General features: G+C 49.0%; 20 protein-coding genes. 12 read left to right on the top strand and 8 right to left on the bottom strand.

Translation table 11 applies throughout. The features are described 5' to 3' along the window. Positions 1–126 precede the first annotated feature (126 nt). A complete protein-coding gene (locus ABD07_RS13975; protein ID WP_240142575.1) occupies positions 127–2,310 on the top strand; it encodes a hypothetical protein in 2,184 nt (727 codons plus the stop codon). A gap of 513 nt (positions 2,311–2,823) precedes the next feature. Here the strand turns inward: ABD07_RS13975 and ABD07_RS13970 are convergent. After that, positions 2,824–3,480 carry a calcium-binding protein gene (locus ABD07_RS13970; protein ID WP_160818794.1) on the bottom strand — a complete coding sequence of 219 codons (657 nt, stop codon included), beginning with the start codon at positions 3,478–3,480 and terminating at the stop codon, positions 2,824–2,826. 198 nt (positions 3,481–3,678) lie between these two features. On the opposite strand from ABD07_RS13970, the gene ABD07_RS13965 reads away from it, so the two are divergent. The 5 genes from ABD07_RS13965 to ABD07_RS13945 all read left to right on the top strand — a co-directional run bounded on the left by ABD07_RS13965 (position 3,679) and on the right by ABD07_RS13945 (position 8,819). Beyond that, entirely contained in the window at positions 3,679–5,238 is a 1,560-nt protein-coding gene (locus ABD07_RS13965; RefSeq protein ID WP_160818793.1) for an FAD synthase family protein, read from the top strand. 72 nt (positions 5,239–5,310) lie between these two features. Further along, positions 5,311–5,655, top strand: a complete 345-nt coding sequence (locus ABD07_RS13960; RefSeq protein ID WP_205010701.1) for a DUF2779 domain-containing protein — start codon at positions 5,311–5,313, stop codon at positions 5,653–5,655. 212 nt (positions 5,656–5,867) lie between these two features. Next, the gene (locus ABD07_RS13955) at positions 5,868–7,673 is read left to right on the top strand and encodes a DUF262 domain-containing protein (protein WP_160818792.1); all 1,806 of its coding nucleotides are present in this window, start codon (positions 5,868–5,870) and stop codon (positions 7,671–7,673) included. A 120-nt stretch (positions 7,674–7,793) separates the two neighbouring features. Continuing rightward, positions 7,794–8,000: a hypothetical protein gene (locus ABD07_RS13950; RefSeq protein WP_160818791.1), complete on the top strand. Its 207-nt coding sequence runs from the start codon at positions 7,794–7,796 to the stop codon at positions 7,998–8,000. A gap of 54 nt (positions 8,001–8,054) precedes the next feature. Then, a complete protein-coding gene (locus ABD07_RS13945; RefSeq protein WP_160818790.1) occupies positions 8,055–8,819 on the top strand; it encodes a PP2C family protein-serine/threonine phosphatase in 765 nt (254 codons plus the stop codon). Positions 8,820–8,888: 69 nt separating this feature from the next. On the opposite strand, the gene ABD07_RS13940 is transcribed toward ABD07_RS13945, so the two are convergent. The 5 genes from ABD07_RS13940 to ABD07_RS13920 form a co-directional block, all read right to left on the bottom strand. Further along, complete coding sequence (locus tag ABD07_RS13940; protein ID WP_160818789.1) at positions 8,889–10,043, bottom strand: S1C family serine protease; 1,155 nt, start codon at positions 10,041–10,043, stop codon at positions 8,889–8,891. A 31-nt stretch (positions 10,044–10,074) separates the two neighbouring features. Then, positions 10,075–10,506, bottom strand: coding sequence for a thioredoxin TrxC (gene trxC / locus ABD07_RS13935; RefSeq protein WP_164502859.1), 432 nt, complete (start codon positions 10,504–10,506; stop codon positions 10,075–10,077). A gap of 41 nt (positions 10,507–10,547) precedes the next feature. After that, entirely contained in the window at positions 10,548–10,865 is a 318-nt protein-coding gene (locus ABD07_RS13930) for a chaperone modulator CbpM (RefSeq protein WP_036527532.1), read from the bottom strand. A 3-nt stretch (positions 10,866–10,868) separates the two neighbouring features. Continuing rightward, complete coding sequence (locus tag ABD07_RS13925) at positions 10,869–11,813, bottom strand: DnaJ C-terminal domain-containing protein (RefSeq protein WP_160818788.1); 945 nt, start codon at positions 11,811–11,813, stop codon at positions 10,869–10,871. Between the two features lie 148 nt (positions 11,814–11,961). Then, a complete protein-coding gene (locus ABD07_RS13920; RefSeq protein ID WP_160818787.1) occupies positions 11,962–13,125 on the bottom strand; it encodes an alkaline phosphatase PhoX in 1,164 nt (387 codons plus the stop codon). 100 nt (positions 13,126–13,225) lie between these two features. On the opposite strand from ABD07_RS13920, the gene ABD07_RS13915 reads away from it, so the two are divergent. The 4 genes from ABD07_RS13915 (at position 13,226) to ABD07_RS13900 (ending at position 15,889) form a co-directional block, all read left to right on the top strand. Further along, positions 13,226–13,612: a multidrug ABC transporter permease gene (locus ABD07_RS13915; RefSeq protein ID WP_164502858.1), complete on the top strand. Its 387-nt coding sequence runs from the start codon at positions 13,226–13,228 to the stop codon at positions 13,610–13,612. A gap of 78 nt (positions 13,613–13,690) precedes the next feature. Beyond that, the gene (locus ABD07_RS13910) at positions 13,691–15,190 is read left to right on the top strand and encodes a TIR domain-containing protein (RefSeq protein ID WP_160818786.1); all 1,500 of its coding nucleotides are present in this window, start codon (positions 13,691–13,693) and stop codon (positions 15,188–15,190) included. Between the two features lie 121 nt (positions 15,191–15,311). Next, positions 15,312–15,650, top strand: coding sequence for a type II toxin-antitoxin system HicB family antitoxin (locus ABD07_RS13905; protein WP_193566068.1), 339 nt, complete (start codon positions 15,312–15,314; stop codon positions 15,648–15,650). After that, positions 15,647–15,889 (top strand): type II toxin-antitoxin system HicA family toxin, encoded by a 243-nt coding sequence (locus ABD07_RS13900; protein WP_160818785.1) that lies wholly within the window; start codon positions 15,647–15,649, stop codon positions 15,887–15,889. Before ABD07_RS13905 ends, ABD07_RS13900 begins: the two co-directional genes overlap by 4 nt. A 77-nt stretch (positions 15,890–15,966) precedes the next feature. On the opposite strand, the gene ABD07_RS13895 is transcribed toward ABD07_RS13900, so the two are convergent. Next, positions 15,967–16,881 carry an HDOD domain-containing protein gene (locus ABD07_RS13895; protein ID WP_160818784.1) on the bottom strand — a complete coding sequence of 305 codons (915 nt, stop codon included), beginning with the start codon at positions 16,879–16,881 and terminating at the stop codon, positions 15,967–15,969. A gap of 439 nt (positions 16,882–17,320) precedes the next feature. On the opposite strand from ABD07_RS13895, the gene ABD07_RS13890 reads away from it, so the two are divergent. Together ABD07_RS13890 and ABD07_RS13885 are read left to right on the top strand one after the other, a co-directional pair. Then, entirely contained in the window at positions 17,321–18,871 is a 1,551-nt protein-coding gene (locus ABD07_RS13890) for a PAS domain S-box protein (protein WP_160818783.1), read from the top strand. Then, positions 18,858–19,700 carry a sensor histidine kinase gene (locus ABD07_RS13885; RefSeq protein ID WP_164502857.1) on the top strand — a complete coding sequence of 281 codons (843 nt, stop codon included), beginning with the start codon at positions 18,858–18,860 and terminating at the stop codon, positions 19,698–19,700. The genes ABD07_RS13890 and ABD07_RS13885 overlap by 14 nt, the downstream gene beginning before the upstream one ends. 34 nt (positions 19,701–19,734) lie before the next feature. Here ABD07_RS13885 and ABD07_RS13880 read toward each other — a convergent pair whose 3' ends face one another. Beyond that, entirely contained in the window at positions 19,735–21,198 is a 1,464-nt protein-coding gene (locus ABD07_RS13880) for a multicopper oxidase family protein (RefSeq protein WP_240142574.1), read from the bottom strand. Between the last annotated feature and the right edge of the window lie 90 nt (positions 21,199–21,288).

Here is a 21,288-nt window from a genome sequence, read left to right as displayed (position 1 = left end):
ATTGTAAATAATAATAGTTATCATTTGTATTCTCGTTAATGTTTATTTCATAGAGGAGTTTTTATGTTTTTATTGAGGAGACTCATAAATTCACTGAGTATGTTATTGATCGTGAGTTTATGTTTCATGGTTGTAATTAATAATGCGGTTGCGGCTTCAAATACCGCAGCCATTGAATCTTCGGTTACTGCTTACAGGACAATTGGAACGCTGCGTAGAGAAGTGCCGATTAACGGCGATGCCATTGCAAATGCTTATGCAGGCGCTTTGCAAACGTTGACGCAGGAAATCGATACCGCCAATTCGTTAAATTTGGACAACGATGTGCTGGCGGCCATCGACGACATTAAAAACGATTATGCGCCAAGACTCGCGGCGCAAGTGATCGACAAGACGTTGCAGCGCGTCTTTTATCAATCGATCTGGAATCGTATTGCCGCCATCCGCGATCAATTTGAAACCGGAACATCGACTGTTTTGATAGCCATGCTGGATGAATCGGTGGCTGCATTTCAAGCTATTTCCGCCACTGTGGCCAGAGAAAATCAAATATTGACAGCCGACCGTCAAGCGCTCGAAGCGGGCAGTAATCCAGGGCTTGATGTTGAAGTGAACGATCACTTTTCCAGAATTAGAACAGCAATAAATAAAAGTAATCCGGAAGAAGACTTCGTCACGGTGCAAATCGCCCGTTACGCGATACGGATGTCGCTTGCACGCGCTTACTACATTGCGGTATTACGTGAAGTTGCCGGCGCCATTGAGAATAGAGGCGTGGATCCGGAAGAAACCAGCATTGAGCTTAAGGAAGGAGAGATTTTCTATCGCGTCATTGAATCGCTGGTGGCCAGAGGAAATCCTGCCGGCAGCTTGCGGATAAAAGCGCAATTGACAGGAGATTCATCAAAAGTCGTTGCCGATGAGATTGTCAGTGAATTAGGAAAAGGCTTTATTGGCCGCGTCGTTGCTGAAATGAATGGTCAAGCAAGCGCCATCACGGAAAAAGACCGCCCGCATGCAGTGGCCGAAGCGGCGGGCGCCAAATATTTTGCCAGAGTCTTGTTGCCCGATCTCGAATTGCGATTGGGTGCCGCTGACCGTGGCAGTCTGGAAACTGAGCTGGAAAATTTAATGACTGCCAGCAATGAACTCAGTGCCCCTAAATCCGAGCTGGCGCGCAATGCCATATCGGCTATTCTGACAAAGTATGAAAACGCGCTGAATCGGGCCCAATATGAAGTAGCGCAACATACTCCCATCGTGGAGAATGCACTTGCCGATTACCAGGCAATCGACAGTCTGCGCAATCAAACGACTATCGATGCCGATGCTATCGCGGCAAAATATGGCGCAGACCTGCAACAACTCACGCAACTGGTCGACCAGATTTATGGTTTGACGATCGATCAGGATGTGCTGGCAGCTATTGCACAAATTGGATCCGGCAATCAGACTCCCTTGGCTTTGCAAGTGATCGATAAGTCGCTGCAGAAAATGTTTGCGCTGGTTGTATACAACCGTGTCACGCTGGTTCAGGAGCAGTTCGGCAATTTATCGGCGGATGCGCTCGCGCTCGAATGGGACAGAGCGTATACCGCCTACTCGGCGATTGCCAAAACGGCGAATAAAGAAGACAAAGTGCTTTCATCGGATAAACAATCGATTGTATCGGGCAGTGATCCGGATCTCGATTATCAAATCACCGCCGCCTTCATTCAAGGGAAAAGGACGTTCGATAAGGCCGATACCGAAGATGGCCAGTCATTGGCTCTGGCGCGTGAAAATATCGTCATCCCCTTGGTCAGGAGTTTTCTGATCGGTGTATTGCGGGAAGTTCAAGGCATTATCGAAGATAGAACCGCAGATGCCGACGCAGCCAAGGAAAAACAGGTTGAAGCCGAATATTTTTACCGTATCGTGGAAGGCTTTATCGCCCAGGATAATCCATCGGGAAGCAATCAGATCAAAACTCAGTTCACCGGTGAGTTGTCCAATGTCGTTGCCGACAAAGTCGTCAGTGAAATCAGCAAAGGTATCTTGGGTCAGGTTAGAAGAAGCATCCAGCAAATCGAAGCCAATTTCGTTGCCGATAAAAATCAAGCGCTGTCGGCCTTGGAGAGATTATCGCTGTATAGCGGTATTTTCTCGCCCGATCTTGCTCTGCGTTTGAATGGATTGCAACGTATGAAGCTGGAAAATGCAATCCGCGACCTGAAAGACGCGATCAATACCGGCAATACCGATAGAGCCGTTGCATTGCGGTCAATCATGACCGGAATTCTTGCGGACTATGAGAGTAAGTTGTTGTAGAAGCAGATGTCCTCCCCCGCAGTCTTAGCCCTTCTGCGAGGGAGGACGTGTTATTTCAAGTCCGGCTCCGCGATCGTGGAGCCAGCCGTAGCCAGCCACGACACCCCCTGTCTATAGCCAGCCATTCTTATCACAGATGCGATCGAGGGAATATGAATGATCGCTGCCGATGTCCTAATGTAACGATTACATCAAACGAACGATCGGTAGCAGAAGGACAACGATTGTCATGCGGAAAAAGCTTGGTTCTATGGTTGCTATTGTCTGACTGATGTTGATTACCAATCCGTCATTGGCAGAATATTGAATGACGGCGGACGAAGTGTAATGGGATTATGCTTCTACATTTCCTATCAATCCGGCGTTCGTGTCAACGATCATATCAATGCCTTCATGATGACGGACCTCATCGCACAATAAAACTTCTATTCAAAGAAAGAAATGGCCAACCCTGGAAGATCCGGGATTGGCCATTATGAGTAAGGAAGAACTACAGGGGAATTGAAATGAAGCTTACAGATTGAACACAATCATGTCGGCGGTGATCGCGTTGACGTTGACGCCAACCAATTCAATGGAAGCTGCGCCATTGAGAAACTCGGCGGTAAACCCGGCGTTACCGTTATCGGTAATTTTCGTGATAAAAGAAAGCAGTTGAGGCACCGAATCGATTCCGAGGGCTTGCGAGTCGAAAAATAACCGGTCCTCACCAATCGTGAAGTCTGTGACTTGAAACCTTCCATAGCCATAGAAGCCAAAGGTATCATTGCCGCTTTCCCCGGTGAGCCGGTCGAGGTCACCCTGCACAAGCGTTTTTCTGCTGCCTTCTACGGTGATGATGACCGGTTTGCTGCCGCCCGCTCTTAGGATGTCGTCGCCTGCGCCGCCAAATAATTTATCGGTACCTTCTTGGCCGTCGATATCGTCATTGCCATCTCCGCCTTTCAGCGTGTCATTGCCATCCCCACCTTTCAGCGTGTCATTGCCGTTTCTGCCTTCAAACTCGTCATGCCCTGTGCCACCGGTGATGATATTGTCTAAGTCATCGCCTATATAAAGTAAATCATTGTCGGTGAACCCGGCGGAGCCAATTCCTTCAAAAGGAAAACCATCGATAAATTTGACGGATCCCGATCCTAGATTTGGACGAGGTCTAGTGGTGACTGCCATAATGTTGCCTCCTATTTCTGATAAGAGCATTTAATAAATAAATGCGGTGATTTGCTGTCTTGTCTCATTATGTCATTAGAATAATAATGAGAATGATTCCTATTATAATAAATAATGGTTAAAATGCAATGGTTATTATTGCCGATTACTGGAATTGGAAAGGTTAAGTGGCTGGAAGTAAAGCAATAGCTGCTAAACATGACTATGAAACTCGATGAATTGTTATTGAAGGCGAAGGAATTAATCACTGCTGGCAAGTACAACGATGCCGACGGGATTCTCGAACCGCTGAAAAATGAACATCCGCTATCGCCCGATGTAGCGCGCTTATGGTGTTCGTTGGCGATGCGTACGGACCGGGCGGGCGATGTGCCAGCGTATGCGGCAAAAATTTATGCGCATGTGCAAGGTGATTTTCACAAAGCCCACTGGGCGCACGTTCTCGGAACCGCGAGTTTTATCTTGCTGGACTTATCGACAGCGCACGCGCATTTTACCTATGCAGTGAATCATTTGATGGCGCTGGCCAAATCCGGAAGAATCCCGCCGCACAAAGAGCAAACGAAGCTGCACCAAACCGATGTGAATGTATTTGCTTCCGGAGTAGCGGAAAAATTGCTCTGGACTACCTGCGCGGAACTGGCCACCTTGAATATTCCGGCGTTTCCTTTTGCCGGTACTTTACTCGGTTTGATTCGTAATGGATGTTTGCTTGATTTTGACAAAGATCTCGATATCGCCGTGCAGATGGAATTCTGGGATACCTGTTGCGCGGCATTGGAACAGGCGGGCTGGGCGCGCGCACCGATGCGGATCGAATACGCCAATTATCGCGACTATATCCATCCGGAATTGGGGATTACGCTCGATGTCTGCGGTTTGCAAGCCCGGGGTAAACAGATCGTCGGCGGTTTTGCATTGCCCGGTTACCCGGATGAGTATCAGCGCGTCTCGGTTTTTCCAAAATTTGATCTGACGCAGCGCAGCACAGAGCACGGTGAAGTCTGGTTCCCGCGCCAGCCGGAAAGGATTCTGACCGCATTCTACGGCGACTGGCGTACGCCGAATCCCAATTGGGACACCGTGATATCCGCATGTAACTTGGAAAACTTTACCCAGCTGGTGCGCTGCTATGCCTATCATAGACTGATACAACGCTGGCTACTGGGAGATTTGGCCAAAGCGTGGTGCTACGCGCACCAGATTGTTCTCAAGGACCCCGATGACGTGCTTGCGCTGCGCAGCCGTCAGTGGATGGAACGCGCCATGACGCGCCTGAACCGGGAAATTCCCGCGTGGCCGAAAAATCAGCGGCAAAAGCGTGTCTATACCCGCATGGTGGCCGATCTGTTTCATGAAGGCCATATCAATTTTCTACGCACGGCGCGCGCATTGGGCACGCACCTGACCGTCTGCGTGGTTTCCGATGAGCGTGTGGTGGAAAATAAAGGCAAGCTGCCCGTCATGAAGCAAGCCGAACGCGCCGCAGTAGTGGCCGCTTGCAAGTACGTCGACGCCGTCATGACGGAAACCCCGGCGAGCGTCACTGCGGAATTCATGCAGCAACACGGTTTCGATATTTACACCTTCGCCTGCGCGTCGGAACGGGAACGCCAGGATAAATACAAACTCTGCGAGTCTTTACCGGCTGAAATGATTCAGGAGCTACCTTACACTCCGGGTATTTCCACATCCGATCTAGTGGCGCGTATTTTGGACGGTGCAGGAAGTAAGGAAACGAAAACAAAGAGCGAGTAACGTCCAAAAAGAATTCTGCGCATCCGGAAATGCCTGGTTTTCATTAACGTGGCAAATTTCCACCGGAACCACATGCGTCAAATTGTGCTCCAGTTCAGTCTGCACCGCTTTGGTGCGCCGGGCTGGCTTGCGCATACTGAATTTCTCGACCTGTCAGGTAGCGATCCATCGGAATCTTTCGCTCAATCCCTGATTATTGCTTGTGGAAAAGATGGACCGGTATTTATCTACAACGCCGAGTTTGAAACAACTCGTATACGTGACTTGGCGGAGCGTTTCCCTTCATTAAGCATACCGCTACTGGCGATTAATGATCGAATCGTCGATCTGCTACCGGTTGCGCGTGAACGCTACTACCACCCGAGCCAGCAAGGCAGCTGGAGCATCAAGAAAGTGCTGCCTGCTGTTTGTGCCTGAATTACGGTACGATTCCTTGAATGGCGTACAGGATGGCGGCATGGCGATGAATGCTTTTCTGGAAGGCATTCATCGCCATGGTGCGCTTGTGGCAGGTATTTTTAGGGCGCACTGATTTGAAGTTATAAAAAACTCGATCGCTTGTGGTCTATTTTTTAATAATTAGAACAATGTATTACAATTCTTAACGATTAGAGGTTAATTAAAAAACTATGAGTATTACTAATGGGCCAAATGACTTAGCATCGCTCTTCAGTAACAACATAATAAGCGTCCCTACATTCCAACGAGCATACGCCTGGGAAAAACCCCAGCTTCAAAATTTTATTGATGATATCAGTTGTCACCCTGCAACTGATGACAAGAAATATTTCTTTGGAACGATTCTGCTCACCCTTGCCAAGGATCAATCCAGTCAACGGTACAAGAACTATGATGTGGTCGATGGACAACAGAGGCTTACGACAACATGTATTTTCTTTGCCGTAGCAGCAGCTAAACTTCTGCTTGATCACTCATATACTCAGGATGCTGAGTATTTCATTGAGCAAATACTCCGAAAAAATCAAACTAGAAAATTCCACACTATTTCTGAAGATGAGTCTTTTTTCGAGCAATTGCTATTCCCTGTATCCAAGGGATCCTGTGTTTCCTTGAGTAGTTGTGTCACTCCTTCACAAAAAAGACTTTTTGAGGCTAAACAATTTTTTGAAATAGAAGTTTCTAAGATCGACGTTGATTTACTACATGACATGCTACTCACTTTATGGAATGCTCAAATATTGGTCTACGCGGTGAGCACAAATGCCGAAGCGACTCAAATATTTGAGTTACAGAATGATCGTGGCAAACGTCTGACAGACTTAGAAGCACTCAAGAGTTTTCTGATGCATGGGTTATACATTCATACTGGTGAGGAGGATACGGAAAGAGACCTTAATATTGTTCAGCAGAACTTTGCACATATTTATCGCAATATTGAGAAAATTGAAGCGCTTTACGACGCTCCTGATGAGGATCAATTACTTTCTTATCACTGTATAGCATTTGAGCTATGGGAGAAGCTGGAAGATAACTCTGAGGGATGGACAAAACCGAAAGAACTGATTCGTCGACTACTATCTTCAGTGAATGACTTGAATAGTAGAGCTGCATGGATTAAAGATTTATCCCATCGACTCAAGGATAGTTACGAATATGCGCTCCAAATTCTCCAAGCAAGGGATAATTACTCGTGTATTCCCTTGGGTGAATTAGCTGTACTTGGACGTGTTGCGCCTTTTTGGCCATTGTTACTAAAGTGTTGGAAGTTAGACGAACAACCGAGCAAATCAAACTTCGCTCAAGCTGTGCGTCTTATGGAAAGCTTCACATGCAAATCAATTATTGCGGGAAAAAGATCAGATACAGGTTATTCATCATTAAGTATCTCTGCTAGAGATTTCAATGGAAATTTCTCCTCATTAAATGGTGATCTTGTCGATATGCGTAAAAAATGGGATATCCCAAGATTATTTACCGTTAATCTCGATTCCGAGGATCTCTATCATTGGGGTCCCATAACAACTTATCTGCTTTGGCGGTACGAAAATTATTTGAGAAGTCAAAAAGGGAAGCAAAATCCTCGTCTTCCGTGGGATACCATAGTTAAGCCCGAGAATAGTGCTGTGAAGTATTCAAAGGATCACATTGAAGCGCAGGATCCCGCTAATCCAACACTGGCGCGAATGGTCAAATGGGACGAAAGCGACAAAGAAGCACGTCCGTTCGCTGATGTGTATTTGCATCGCCTTGGTAATCTTGTGCTAGATACAATTTCAACCGGTTCGGCAAAAGGTAAGGGCAAATTTGCAAGCAGAATAGAGCATTACACGGCGAATACTACGTTTCTATCCCAAGGAGAGATTGTCACTCGCTTTGCAAGCAAGGACGCAGAAACAGGGGAGTACATTTGGGATGAGGCTGCAATAAAAAACCGTCAAAAGGCACTTATTGATTTTTGTGTAAATAACCTGTAATAGGGGCAGTATCGAGCGGCCGAAACGGCCAGACTCGCTTTGTGAGGTGAAGACAATTGTGATGCCAACCCTTTTGATTCTATCTATTAATGACGAATTCTTACCAAAGAGAGGTTTGCCATGAGCTTTGATATTAATTTCCCCAAGAGCTGGGTTTGTGATGGACGAGAATTGAAACCAAAAAGTGGTGCTTCTTCACGCAATACTTGGGTAGTAGAAGGTAGGAAAATAAAGCCTAAGAATGGTGCAAATTCATCTAACACCTACGACATGGGCGATCATTCTATTCTGGCAGTTGCGGGGAAGCTTGTTTTTCGCCTTTATTAATAAATAGATTGGTTACAGTCAGAAATTCTAATATTAGTGGCTTAGATGCGAATCATGACAAATTTCCAATACACCGCCTTCAGTCAGCGTGGTAGCGGCAAATTACATAACGAGGACGCTGTTTTGCTGGACGGTCAGGTGCATCAAGGCAGTGTTCGCGAAGGAGGGATAGTAGATACGATTCAGCCACGCTATTTTGCTATTGCCGACGGAGTAGCCATCGGGACACTGCCACGCATGGCCAGTCGGCGTTTGCTGGAAATTTTGCGTGATCATCTTTTATTGGCATTCGCGACGGAATCATTGTCGACATTGCTGCATCGAGTGCAGCAAGACTATGTGGCGCTCAGTGAAAATCCCAAATTGTACGGTATGGCTGCAACGTTGGTGGGGGTGCGCTTGCTTGGAAATGCGGTAACCATTTTTAACGTCGGCGATTCGCGAGCTTATCTTTTGGCGGATGGCCGTGTAGATCAGTTGAGCCGCGATCATAGTCTGCTGAACGATTTGATGGATGACGGTGAAATCACCGCAGAACAAGCTACAAATACCGCGAGTATTTTGCAAGGCCTCACTTGCCAGTTCATCGCGGACGCCGAATGCGATGACTTCAGGGTAAATGTCGCCACGTATGAATTGCAACGCGGTGAGCGTATTCTATTGTGCAGCGACGGATTGAACGAAGCCTTGAATGATGTTCAAATTGCTGCGCTTTTTGCCAATGAGTCTGAAGCAGACCTTGTGAATGTCTTCAAAGCTGCGCGCCGCGCGGGCGGCAGCGATGATTTCTCGGTCATTGTACTGGCAGGTGATCAATAGATTACTTTGTCAGTTGTTCAAATCGGTTGTATGCCGCCTTTTTATGCGAAAACCGCAGACTGTGTAACATCACTCACCCGGTTGCAACGTAACCGGCACGTCCATTTTCTCACCCTTACGCAGCACGGTAATCGTGATGGTGTCGCCGACTTTGTATCCATCAATGCGATTGAGCAATTTCTCTACGGAATCGATGGGTTTTCCGTCAACCGCTACGATGATGTCGTTGGCGATGATGTTGCCTTCCGGCGTCAATATGGCGCCAAGCAGTCCGGCTACATCCGCTGCGGAGCCGGGGCTGATGTTCAGAATGACGACGCCGGTTACTTTCAGGTGTTGCGTCAGGCGGTTATTCAGTTTGCTGTCGACGGTAATGCCCATTGCCGGGCGGATGTATTTGCCGCGGCTGATGATTTGCGGCACCACGCGGTTGACGGTATCGACCGGCACGGCAAAGCCGATCCCGGCGCTGGCGCCGCTCGGGCTGTAAATGGCGGTGTTGATGCCGATCAGGCGGCCGGCGGAATCCAGCAATGGACCGCCGGAGTTACCGGGATTGATGGCGGCGTCGGTCTGGATCAGATTGTCGATGGTGCGGCCATCTCCGCCGGGTAATGAGCGATCCAACGCGGAGACGATGCCGGTGGTCAGTGTCCAGTCCAAGCCAAACGGGTTGCCGATCGCAAATACTTTTTGTCCCACCTTAAGGTCGTTGCTGGTGCCGATCGGTACCGGGGCAGGGCGCTGAAAGCCGATGCCGATTTTCAGCACGGCAATGTCGTGCGCCGGGCTCGCACCGACCAGAGACGCTTTGTAATCGCGCCCGTCCGCCAGGCGTATGGTGGCTTCACTGGCGCCTTTGATTACGTGGAAGTTGGTGATGATGTGACCGTGATCATCCCAGATAAACCCTGAACCGGTGCCGCTGGGCACGGAAAAAGTATTGCGCGTCCAGGCATCCATGACGCGTTGCCGAGTGGTGATAAACACCACCGAATCGCGTGAATTTTCAAACAGTTCAATGGTGCTTTTTTCGTCTTCCGCCAGATTGCCGCGCGCTTGAACGATGCGGGGTTCCGCGCTCTCTTGCTGGTTCTGCTCGGAAAAGAGGTTCAAATGAAAAATATTCGGAAAATAGTGGTATAGGAAGCTGTGAAAAAATAACACCAGCAACACACCGGCCAGCGTGTACCAGATTAAACGGGAAAAGAATCCGTTGGGCATGAATATTCGCTCCTTTGTTGATTATTTTTTATTATTTGTTATAGGCTTGTGCCCATCGTATCAGATCGTGTTCGCTCATCGCGCCCGATTGCCGGGCGATTTCCCGGCCGCCTTTAAATAGTACCAAGGTTGGAATGCTGCGAATGTTATATTGAGCGGCCAATCCTTGCTCTTCTTCGGTATTGACTTTGACTAGACGCATGTGCGGCTCCAGAGCAGCTGTTGCTTTGCTGAAGGCCGGCGCCATCATGCGGCAAGGGCCGCACCACGGCGCCCAGAAATCGATCAGCACCGGGATGTCGTTGTTGGTGATGTGCCGGTTGAAATGATGCTCCGTCAATTCGGCCGGTTGTCCGGCAAACAGCGGCTGATGGCACGCGCCGCATTTGGGCGATGCTTCGAGGCGGTCCGCCGGTACACGGTTGGTGGCATGGCAGTGCGGGCATACGATATGTAAAGACATGGTGATTTCCTGATGAATTCGTTTATCGAATCGATAATTTTTTAACTTTCATCCAATCCGGATGCTTTCAAGCGGGCGCGCAGCGATTCAATTTCCTCGATCAGATCGGCGACCAATCCGGCCAATTCCGGATTACCCTCGAAGTCGCGTTCCACCGCGATGATTCTTCTGATGCGCATAAAGCTGCGGCTGTCGAATATCCACGCATTGGGGTCGGTGCCGGTGGCGTCGTCATTCAGCAGTAAACCCCATTGCACGCGTTCGATGATCCATTCCCGGCTTACCTGACAGCTTTGCGCCAGCTCATCCAGGCTGAATAGGGTATCTTCCAGCAAAATGGCTTTAATCTCATTCGACATGACCTAGACTCCGGGATTTTGGCGCGGATTGAATGCGAGTTCCTGCGCCATGGTTTGATAAAACGCGCGTTCTTTCTCACCGGTTGCCGGTGGCAGCACGACTTCCAGCACCAGATACAGATCACCGGGTGTTGCCGCCGGGATGCCGCGTCCTTTCAAACGCAGTTTGCGTCCGGATTGGGAGTTTTCCGGCACACGCACTTCGACTTGACCATCCGGCACCGGTATTTTGATGGTTGCGCCCAGCATCGCTTCCCAGGGCGCGACCGGTAATGAGGCATAAACGTCCTTGTTCTCAATCCGGTAACGGCTGTGCGGTTTGAAGTGAACTTCCAGGAACAAGTCTCCGGCCGCTTCACCGGCATGCCCCGGCCCGCCCTGACCGGCCAGCCGGATCACTTGCCCGGCGTGCACGCCTTTGGGAATGCGCACATTCAATGTATGTTCGGCCAGCACGGTGCGCCCCTGATCGTCGAGTTTGGGCATGCGCAGCGTCAAACTGCGGGTTGTGCCGTGGTAGCTGTCTTCCAGGTCGAGCATGATTTTGGCATGGTGATCTTCACCGCGCCTGCTATGATGCGCCTGGCGCGTGCCTGCACCCATGCCGCCGCCGAATAATTCGGCAAAGAAATCGCTGAAATCGGCCGCTTGCGCACCGTTAAATCCGCGCCCCCGGAACTCAAAATTGCTATCCCATCCGGGCGGCGGCTGAAAGTCGCTGCCCGGCTGAAATCCGCCTTGCCCCAATTGGTCGTAGGCGGCGCGCTTTTCCGGATCGGACAGCACCGCGTACGCCTCGTTGACCTCTTTCATTTTGTGTTCGGCGTCCGTTTCCTTGGAAACATCCGGGTGATACTTGCGCGCCTGGCGGCGGAACGATTTCTTAATCTCTTCCGCTGTCGCATCGCGCGAAACACCTAATGTTTTGTAGTAATCCTTAAATTCCAAGTCAGTTCCCCTCGTTGATTACGCTTCCGGCATCGCATTATTGCCGCTTTCAGCGCATTAGTGAAGTTGCATGCATATCTAAAGCTTGCCCATGTTTATCGACTAAATGGGTTCACGGCAGGAATTTATCAAGTGCCAGAAAATCGCTTCAGAATGGCCCGGAAATTTCAAACGTCATGCCATCCTCGGCGCGCCCGGTTTTACCGCGCTGCGAACTGAAATACAAACGCGAACCGTCGGGACTGAATGCCGGACCGGTGACTTCGGAGCGGTCGTGCCCCGTCAGCTGCAATAGTGGCAAAATTTTTCCGGCAGCCAGCACCACGATCTGCATATCGCCTTTATCCTCGGCAATCAGCAAATCTCCCGCTGCATTAGCGGTGATATTGTCCACACCGGTCAAGACCGGTCGTGGGTATAGCACGGCGTTGTACACGATGCTGAGGTGCTGGCGTTGCACGTCATACGCCCACACGCGATCGTCGCCTTTGGTGGAAAAATAAACGATACCCTGGTGATACCAGATGCCTTCCCCGCCATCGAACCGGGTGCTGCGGGCGGCTTGTTTTCGTGTCGGTATGGAGACCGCTTGCGGATCGGGCAGGGCGTGCCAACGCACCGCGCCGATGCGGCCATCGATGACTTCAGCCACTTCCAGCACGCCCTCGTCGAGACCGGGATTGCCGTCGGCATCGAATGCATGTGCGGTATAGCGGTACAAACAGCCATCCGGCTGGTCTTCGGTCAGATAAAGCTGCTTGTTCTGCGTATCCATCGCAACCGCTTCGTGACGGAATACACCGAGCGCGCTTCGGGCTTGCGCCGCTTTGCGGCCAAACGGATCGCATTCCCACACCCGGCCTTTATCGATTTCCTCGCACGACAGCCAAGTCTGCCACGGCGTATGCCCGCCCGCGCAATTGCGGTTGGTGTGCTGCAGAATCGGATACGCATCGGCAACATCACCGGCAGCATTGAAGCGCAACGCGCCTACGCCGCCCGCCTGGTTGTCCAGTTCGCTATTGGAAACATAAATCCAGCCGCCATCCGACGCGGCAAACGTAGCACCGCCATCCGGCGCGGCATGCCAGCGGTACCCGGAAATTGTTTGCCCGGAATGGGCCACAATGCGCGAAGTAAATCCCGCGGGCAAGCGAACGCCGTTCCGGTCCGGCGGCAAAAGTTCGCCCAGCGCTGCCAGCGAGGCTGCCGACCGGACAGCGGACGGCAGCAAAACATTGCCGAAAAACGCACCCAGCGCCATGAAACCGTATTGCAATAAGGTGCGCCGCTGCGGGTTAAATGTGTTCATAGTGAAGCTGGCCTCATGTGATAAAACCAAGCGGTGGATGTCGGGGAGATAGTTTACAATGCTGCGCTGTTAAATGACCACTCAACGGATACACGCTGCAATGATTCAGATCCTTAAACCACTCGTTTCTTTCTTGATGTTTTTGATTGTACTGTTTTTTATCAGCACCATTCTAACGATTACAACCGGCTTTCCTGCCTGGCTTTCCGCAGCCATTTCGTTTGTCTGCGCAACTTTCGCCGCGTGGTTTACCTGGAAACTGGTTGCCGGAGAAAGAATTAGCACCTTGGTTGCGGTTACTGGCGGCGCATTAATCCTGGGCGGACTATTCTTTACCCTGGGTTTTCTCGGGCCGATGGTCATTTCCAAAGACACCAACCAAGGGCCGATGATCGGACTCTTTATCGCAGCGCCACTAGGGCTGGTTGTGGGGGCGATTGGAGGTTATGTTTATGCGGCGAGGCAGAATGTGCGTGCTGATGAATAAGCATATGAATTATTAATATTTTAGTGAATAAAACTTTCAGAGCTACTGGCATTTGTTTAATTTCTGATTAATAGAATAATGAAAAAACTAGAAGATGTTTTTAAACGCTCTGGTATTCCTACTTATACATTTGTAGAGCCTACAGAATATCGTTCGCTTCTTGTTTCAATTCGAACGGCAGGGCGCGGTACGATTGTTGAAGGGCCATCCGGAATTGGCAAGACAACGTGCGTACTTCAGATTATAGAATCGTTGGAAGGCAGTAATACAGTTCTAAAGCTATCAGGAAGAAATCCTAAAGACTACGAATACATTGAGGCTTTGCCTGAGCTTGGGGATCTCGGAATAATCATTATAGATGATTTTCATAGGCTACCAGATTCGACTAAGTTTAAAATAGCCGATTTCATAAAGCTTCTTGCAGATACAGAAAATACAAAAAGTAAAGTTATTATCGTAGGTATCAATAAAGCGGGGCAGTCACTAATTAATTATGCCAGTGATCTCACTGGAAGAATCGACACGATCCCTTTTGAATCAAATCCGGATGAAAAAGTCATAGAACTTATTGAAAAGGGTGAGGCAGCATTAAAAATCTTTATCAATATTAAGGCTGAAATTGTAAAAGAATCACAAGGGAGTTTTCATTTAGCTCAAATTCTTTGTCATGATACATGTGTCGATGCTGGAATTCTTGAAGAAAAGGATGAACAGCAGGTTCTGACTTCTAGTATCGAAGTAATTCGTGAGCGAGTCTTGTCGGATTTGGCAAAGTCTTTCTTTGAAAAAGCTAAACTTTTTGCGACAGGTCCGAGGCTTAGAAGAGAAGGAAGAGCGCCATATTTTTATCTTCTTCATTGGTTAGCTTCAGGTAAAGAATGGTCAATAAATGTTAGAGACACTGTGAGGCAGAAACCAGAGCATCGTGGAAGTGTAGGTCAAATCATTGAAAAGGGTTTTTTGGAAGATCACATTCAAAAGAACGCATCCTTGCAAGACGTGATTCATTATGCTCCAGATACAACAGAATTGAGTGTCGAAGATCCAAAATTTGTTTTCTATCTCCGCAATCTTTTGTGGTCTAAGTTTGGTGAAAAGATCGGTTATAAGTCCGTTGAATTTGATACACGATATGACTATGCACTTTCCTTTGCGGGCTCGGATCGAGAAATAGCTGAAATGCTATTTGAATACCTAACCAAACACGAAATATCAGTTTTTTATGACAAGAATGAACAACATCGTATTTTGGCAGAGAACGTTGAAGATTACTTAGCGCCTATCTATAAAAGTGAGGCAGCATTTGTAATTGTTTTACTAGGACGTGAATATCCGAAGAAAATATGGACGAAGTTTGAATCAGATCAATTTAAAGATAGATTTGGAGAAAAGGCTGTGATTCCAGTATGGTTCTCGGATGTTCCGTCAGGAATGTTCGATGAAACATCGAAAGTGGGTGGAATTACTGTCGATGTTTCACTTCCAAAGGATCAAGAAATTGATCGGATTGGCGGGATACTTTGTAGAAAATTAGAAGTCTATAAGGAGGAATCTAATAAGGCACTGGAGACTTCTTGAAATTTTGGAAATACTTAACTTAATTGGGATTGTTAAGGCTAAATTTGATTAATCCTAATAACTACAGAATATTAGATTTATCCTTGAAGAGTTCTGAATCAAAAATTGAGAGAGTAAGCTTATGAAACCCAGAGAATTGTTATTACGTTGCTATGCCAACAAATATGGCGATCAATGGCAAGCATTCTGTATTGACTTCGGTCTTGCGGCGCAAGGGGATAGTTATGAGGAAGTTAAAGCAAAACTATCGGACATGATTCAGGAATACCTTTACGATGCGCTTGTCGGTGAAGATAAGGAATACGCCGAACAGTTATTACAGCGCAAAGCGCCTTTCAAACAAATCGCGACTTATTACTGGTATTCGGTGCTGTATCATCTGGGTGTTTTCAGAAATGAGTTTCATAAGTTGTTCAAGCTCCCTCAGGCTTTAGTTCCAAAAAATTACCTGCACGAATGAGTGGGATATATCCGCAATTAACCTGTAAGGAAGTCAAACAAATCCTCAAAACATTGGGATTTGAACCGCGACCCAAAACATCAACCTCTCACGAGCAATGGGTGAAGAAAGAAAACGGGAAGTTATTCAAGGTTACCGTGGATTGCCCGAAGTCACCTTTTAGTCCGGATTTGATCAGCTCGATGCATAAACAAGCCGGTGTCAGCAAAAAAGAATTTTATGCCGCTTTGAAAAAGTAATTGCCTATGGATCGTTCCTTCCTTGACAAAGCCCGGCGCAGATTCGGTTTCCCGCGTTACAGTTTTCATTTTTTGAATTAAATGATGCTGATCAGCTGTGTGGCCTGCTCCGCGATGCTGCTGATTTCCTCGGCAATGCTGTCCGCTTTGCCAGGATCGATACCAAGAGCGATCCATTCTTGTGGAGTAATTTCTTGCGCGGTGGATTCGATGATCGCGAAATCCGGCAGCATCCGCTCGGCCAAGTTGACGAGACGTACCAGCGGTTGGCCAATTTCAGCGTTCGCGCTATTGGGGATGTGATGATAGCGGATGACGGCGATGATTTCAGCCGGTAGTCCCCAATGGATGCCAAGTTGTGCGCCGATCTCACCGTGATGCGTGCCGAGCAGCGCGTGTTCTATTTCCAGCGGTGATGCATCCGATGGGGTGTTGAGTTTTTCGTAGAGTGCGTTGCACGTATCCTTGGCAATAAAATTGAGAACGTTATAACCGATGTCGTGCAGCAGTCCCGCGAGGAAGATTTGCTCGTCCAGCGGTCTGGTTTTTGCGGACATGTGTTTGGCAATAACGCGCATTGCCGAGGCTATGGTCATGCTGTGAGCCCATAAATCGGCGGATTTCAATTTGCCTTCGGGCGGTTTGGTCAACGCAGAAACGGTTGCCATGCCGATGGCGACCGATTTTATTTGCGTCAGGCCGAGATACATGGCGGCATCGATGATCGACGTGATAATGCCGGGTGTGGCGAACAGAGCGGAATTTGATAATCCGATGATCTTGGCCGAGATCTGCGGGTCTTGTGCGACCAGCTTGAGCATCTGCGTTTCCCCATGATCTGTGTTCAACGCCAATCCGAGCAATTTTTGCGCAATGACCGGCATGGCCGGGAGTGTATTGATGTGCGCGAGAATTTGTTGCAAATCGATAGGGCTGGATATGGCGGATTCTTCCGGCCGGTATTTCATTTCATTGAATGCAATCTGATTCATGTTGTTTACCTATTATTAATGAGTAACATTGACGCTGTTCCAAAATCATTAAATTATCGATGGCCGGAATGCATGCCAGGATGTGTCATTATAAAAAGCTGGCGTGGTTTCTATAGGATAAACAGCGATGTGAAAGGTAATCTTTTCTGCGGTTTTTCCGATACTGACGAGGAAAATTAGTTTTCTCAGCGTTTCTTTGATGAACGGAATCGAACGACGGATATGATGAGAAATTGGAAAGCAATAATAAAAAACGCCAGAGTGTCTGATACGATTGGGCGGATAATCATCGGCCATGTAATTTTTTATTCCATTGCTTAGCTATGTTTTCTCATACAGCTTTTTTTCTTTTATCCGGCGCAATATGCAAAGTACGGATTGCTCGTAAATCGATAATTCCAATGGTCAATGATTGATACGGTCTCTTTATTTGTGACTTATGATGCATAACACCGCCGCTCGCTTCCTGTCTGGTTTGCACAATCGGTACTTTATTTTTTTGCCGGTGTTCGTGGTTGGAATTTGCCTTCTGCCGGTCGGATTCTATGTCGATCATTTGCATACGCGTAACCAAGAGCGCGATCTGCGCGATGCGGTATTTACCCGGCTTAGCCTGTTGCGTGCCACCTTGGAAGGTTACATCACCAGTAATGCGCAACTGGTGCAAGGTTTGGTCGCGTCGATTTCGGTTGAACCGGATCTGCCAACGGATAAATTTAACCAATTGGCGCAATATTTGTTCAAAGGCCGCTCGCAATTGCGCAATATCGGCGCTGCGCCTGATTTAATCATAAAGTATATGTATCCGCTCGAAGGCAACGAAGCGGCCATCGGTTTGAATTTCCGCAATCATCCCAAGCAACTCCAAGCGGTGTTACAAGCGCGCGACAATAAGAGTCTTTTGTTTGACGGGCCGGTTGATCTGGTTCAAGGCGGACAAGGTTTTATCGCGCGTATCCCGGTATTTCTCGACCGTCAACAGTCCGGGGAGGATAGCGAATTCTGGGGCGTGATCTCCGCCGTGATCGACGTGGATCAATTATACCGGGCAAGCGGTTTACTGGCGCTTGCCGAAGAATTTGATATTGCGCTGCGGCGGAACGATGGGCCGGAAATCGGTAAGGTGTTTTTCGGAACCGGCCGGATCTTCGATCGGCGTCCTGTATTGCTCGATATATCTCTACCGGATAATGGTTCCTGGCAGATGGCGGCAGTCCCTAAAGGCGGCTGGTCCGGTGCGGGCGGCGAGCCTGTTCTTTTCCGGCTGGGCCTGATTCTGAGCGGTATTTTAATTCTGCTGCCGCTGATTGCGATTGCCAGATTCCATCAGAAGAACCGGGATAGTGAGACGCGCTTGAGAGCGCTGTTTGAAATGTCGCCGGTGGGTATCGCCTTGAACGATTATGCTACCGGCCAATTCATCGAATGCAATGATGCCTTGTTGGTACCGGCCGGTTATACCCGCGAGGAATTTCTTAATCTGACGTACTGGGATATTACGCCGCAGGAGTATGCCGCCGATGAAGCACGCCAGCTTGAGAGTTTGCGCGCGCTGGGCAGTTTCGGTCCTTACCGGAAGGAATATATCCGCAAGGATGGTAGCCGGTATCAGGTTCAACTCAACGGTGTCGTGATCCGCGATGCTTCCGGCCGGGAGTTGATCTGGTCGATTATCGAAGATGTTACCGCGCGTTTGCAGGCGGAACAGGCGCTGCGGGAAAGTCAGGAACGGTATCAGCGACTGGTGGAAGACATCGGCGATAAATTTGTCATTTATAGCCACAAAGCCCTGACAGGGGAGCTGACCTACATCAGCAGCGGTGTCGATAAAGTTTTTGGTATCACCAAGGAAGAAGCCATCGGAAGATTCTGGGACAGCATCATTAATTGGTATCCGGATTCGCTGGATCATGCTTATTTTTTCGCTACTCAGATCGCGCAAGGAAAAATTGATTTTGTGCAATTCGAGATGAATTTTGTGCATCGCTGATGGCAGCGAACGCACGATCTTGGCCTCGGTGCATTCGGCCAGCGATGCTAACGGCGATTTGTGCATCGAGGGTATCGCCGAAGATATTACTGAGCGTAAGGCTGCCGAGGAGGCGCTTATTCATGCCCGGCAAGAAGCCGAGCGGGCCAATCAGGCGAAATCTCAATTCCTTTCCAGTATGAGCCATGAATTACGCACACCGCTGAATGCGATTCTGGGGTTTAGTCAGTTAATGGAGCTGGAAGACCCTCACAATCAACATCTGAAGTACATCAGAGAAATCAGGAATGCGGGCACGCATTTGCTGGCGTTGATTAATGAAGTGCTGGATTTGGCGAGAATTGAATCGGGACGGATCGATCTGAAATTGGAGCCGGTTGAGATTGGCCCGATTATCGAGGAGTGTGTCAGCCTGGTACAGACCCAAGCGGATAAGCTGGGTGTTCAACTGGTGCAAACTGGCGTGGCCGATAAGGTTCTCCATACCGACCGGGTCCGGTTTAAACAAGTCATGCTCAACCTGATATCCAACGCCGTTAAATACAATCGCAAAGGCGGCACAGTGCATATCGACACGAGAGCCTCATCGGACAATCCGGGCTATTTGCGGATCCTCGTTGCCGATACCGGGAACGGTATCGCGACGCATAAAATGGCGGAACTCTTCCAGCCGTTTAATCGGCTCGATGCGACGAATAGCGGCATTGAAGGGACCGGTATCGGACTATCCATTACACGCCAGATTGTCGAGTTGATGAGCGGTACGGTCGGCGCCGGCAGTGAATTGGGTGTGGGCAGTACTTTCTGGGTTGAGTTGCCAGTGGAATAGGCGCGATAAACCCAGCAAGCCGATTCGCAATAAATCAACTGACAAAGAAATTGCGCATCATGCCCATGTCTTCGTGTTCCAAGTTATGACAGTGATAAAGAAATAAGCCGGTGTAGTCCTTGAAGGGTTTAATGATTTCCACTTCTTCGCCCGGCATGACCAAGACAGTGTCTTTCCAGCCGCTGTTAATGAATCCGTCCTTGACTGTATCGTAAGCGCCGCCCTGGTTGTTTTGTTTGCGCGACAGGATCTGAAACTGCTGGCCATGGATGTGGATGGGGTGCGGCAGTGCCATCATCATGCCCATGCCACCACCCCGGCCGCCGCGCATTCCTCCTCCCATTCCCCGGTTGTCATGGGATATTTTGATTTTCTGAACGGAATTCAGTGGAATTTTTTCCGGTTCGGAATAGTTTTGCATCTCAAACGGTTTACCGTTGAGATTGAATGCCATATGCCGCATGCCAATGGTAATCGGCACAGTGGTGTCGGGATGAGTGACATCCGAGGCAGTGAAACGGTGTAATGGAACCAATGTGGCCGGTAATGCGGGTGAATCGTTGACTTGTCCGGTGATCTGGAATTTAACAACGGGAAACACGTCGTGCTGGCCTGAAGCTCCATCCGTCATACCCATCCGGCCCATACCACGGCGCCCGCCTCCCATGCCTCCCCCCATATGCGCGGCGGATCCCTGATAGGCCAGATTCTGCAGCGTTAGATCGGAACCGGGTTTGCGTCCGCTGAAATCGACCCATAGCTCCACCCGCTCGGCGGGCGCGAGCATGATGTAGGGGAAAGTTTCCGGTTTCTCCAGTAACCCGCCATCGGTGCCGATCGCGGTTAACGGTGTGCCATCATCCCAGCCCAGCTTGTAGATTCTGGAGTTCGATCCATTCAGGATGCGCAGGCGGTACGCCCGTGTTTTAACGGCGATGGGGGTGTCACTTTGGCCATTCACCAGGATCGTGTCGCCCAGAAAGCCGCGCATGCGCTGGTGCATGTTGAGCATATAACGTAATTGATTGCCTTGCGAGAAACTGCGATCTTGGATGACCAGCGGAATGTCATATTCACCGCTGGGTAATTCCAGCTTACGCTCGGCTTCGTCCGTTATGGTGATCAGTCCGGCCAAGCCTTGGTATACCTGGGAAGCCGTTAATTCATGCGTGTGCGAATGATACCAGTTGGTGCCGGCCGGGTTTTTCACCTCGAATTCATAAACATACTGCTCGCCATGATGGATCGCATACATCGGATGACCGTCCATCAGTTGCGGTACATGCATGCCATGCCAATGGGTAACGCACGGTTCCGGCAATTGGTTATAAAAGAATATCCGGACTTTCTGACCTCGTTCAAAATTGAGGATCGGCCCTAAATAACCGGGCAATTCCTTGAGCGCGGTTTGAGGCCCTTTGAGCAATTTTCCGGTGTATTTGAAAACATGCGTGTGAGCACCCGGCAGGATAGAAACATCCGCAGTCTGAGCGGTCAATGCAATTTCAACGTCGGCCTTGAATGAATGATCGGGCGTTTTGTTAATAACGCGGTTATCGGCAAATGCGTGTAAGAAATCTCAGGGTTG

Origin of the sequence: Nitrosomonas oligotropha (assembly GCF_009833085.1) — a bacterium.
Taxonomy (GTDB): Bacteria; Pseudomonadota; Gammaproteobacteria; order Burkholderiales; family Nitrosomonadaceae; genus Nitrosomonas; species Nitrosomonas oligotropha.
Note: the sequence above shows the minus strand (reverse complement) of the source record. Positions and strands in the feature narration are given on the sequence as shown.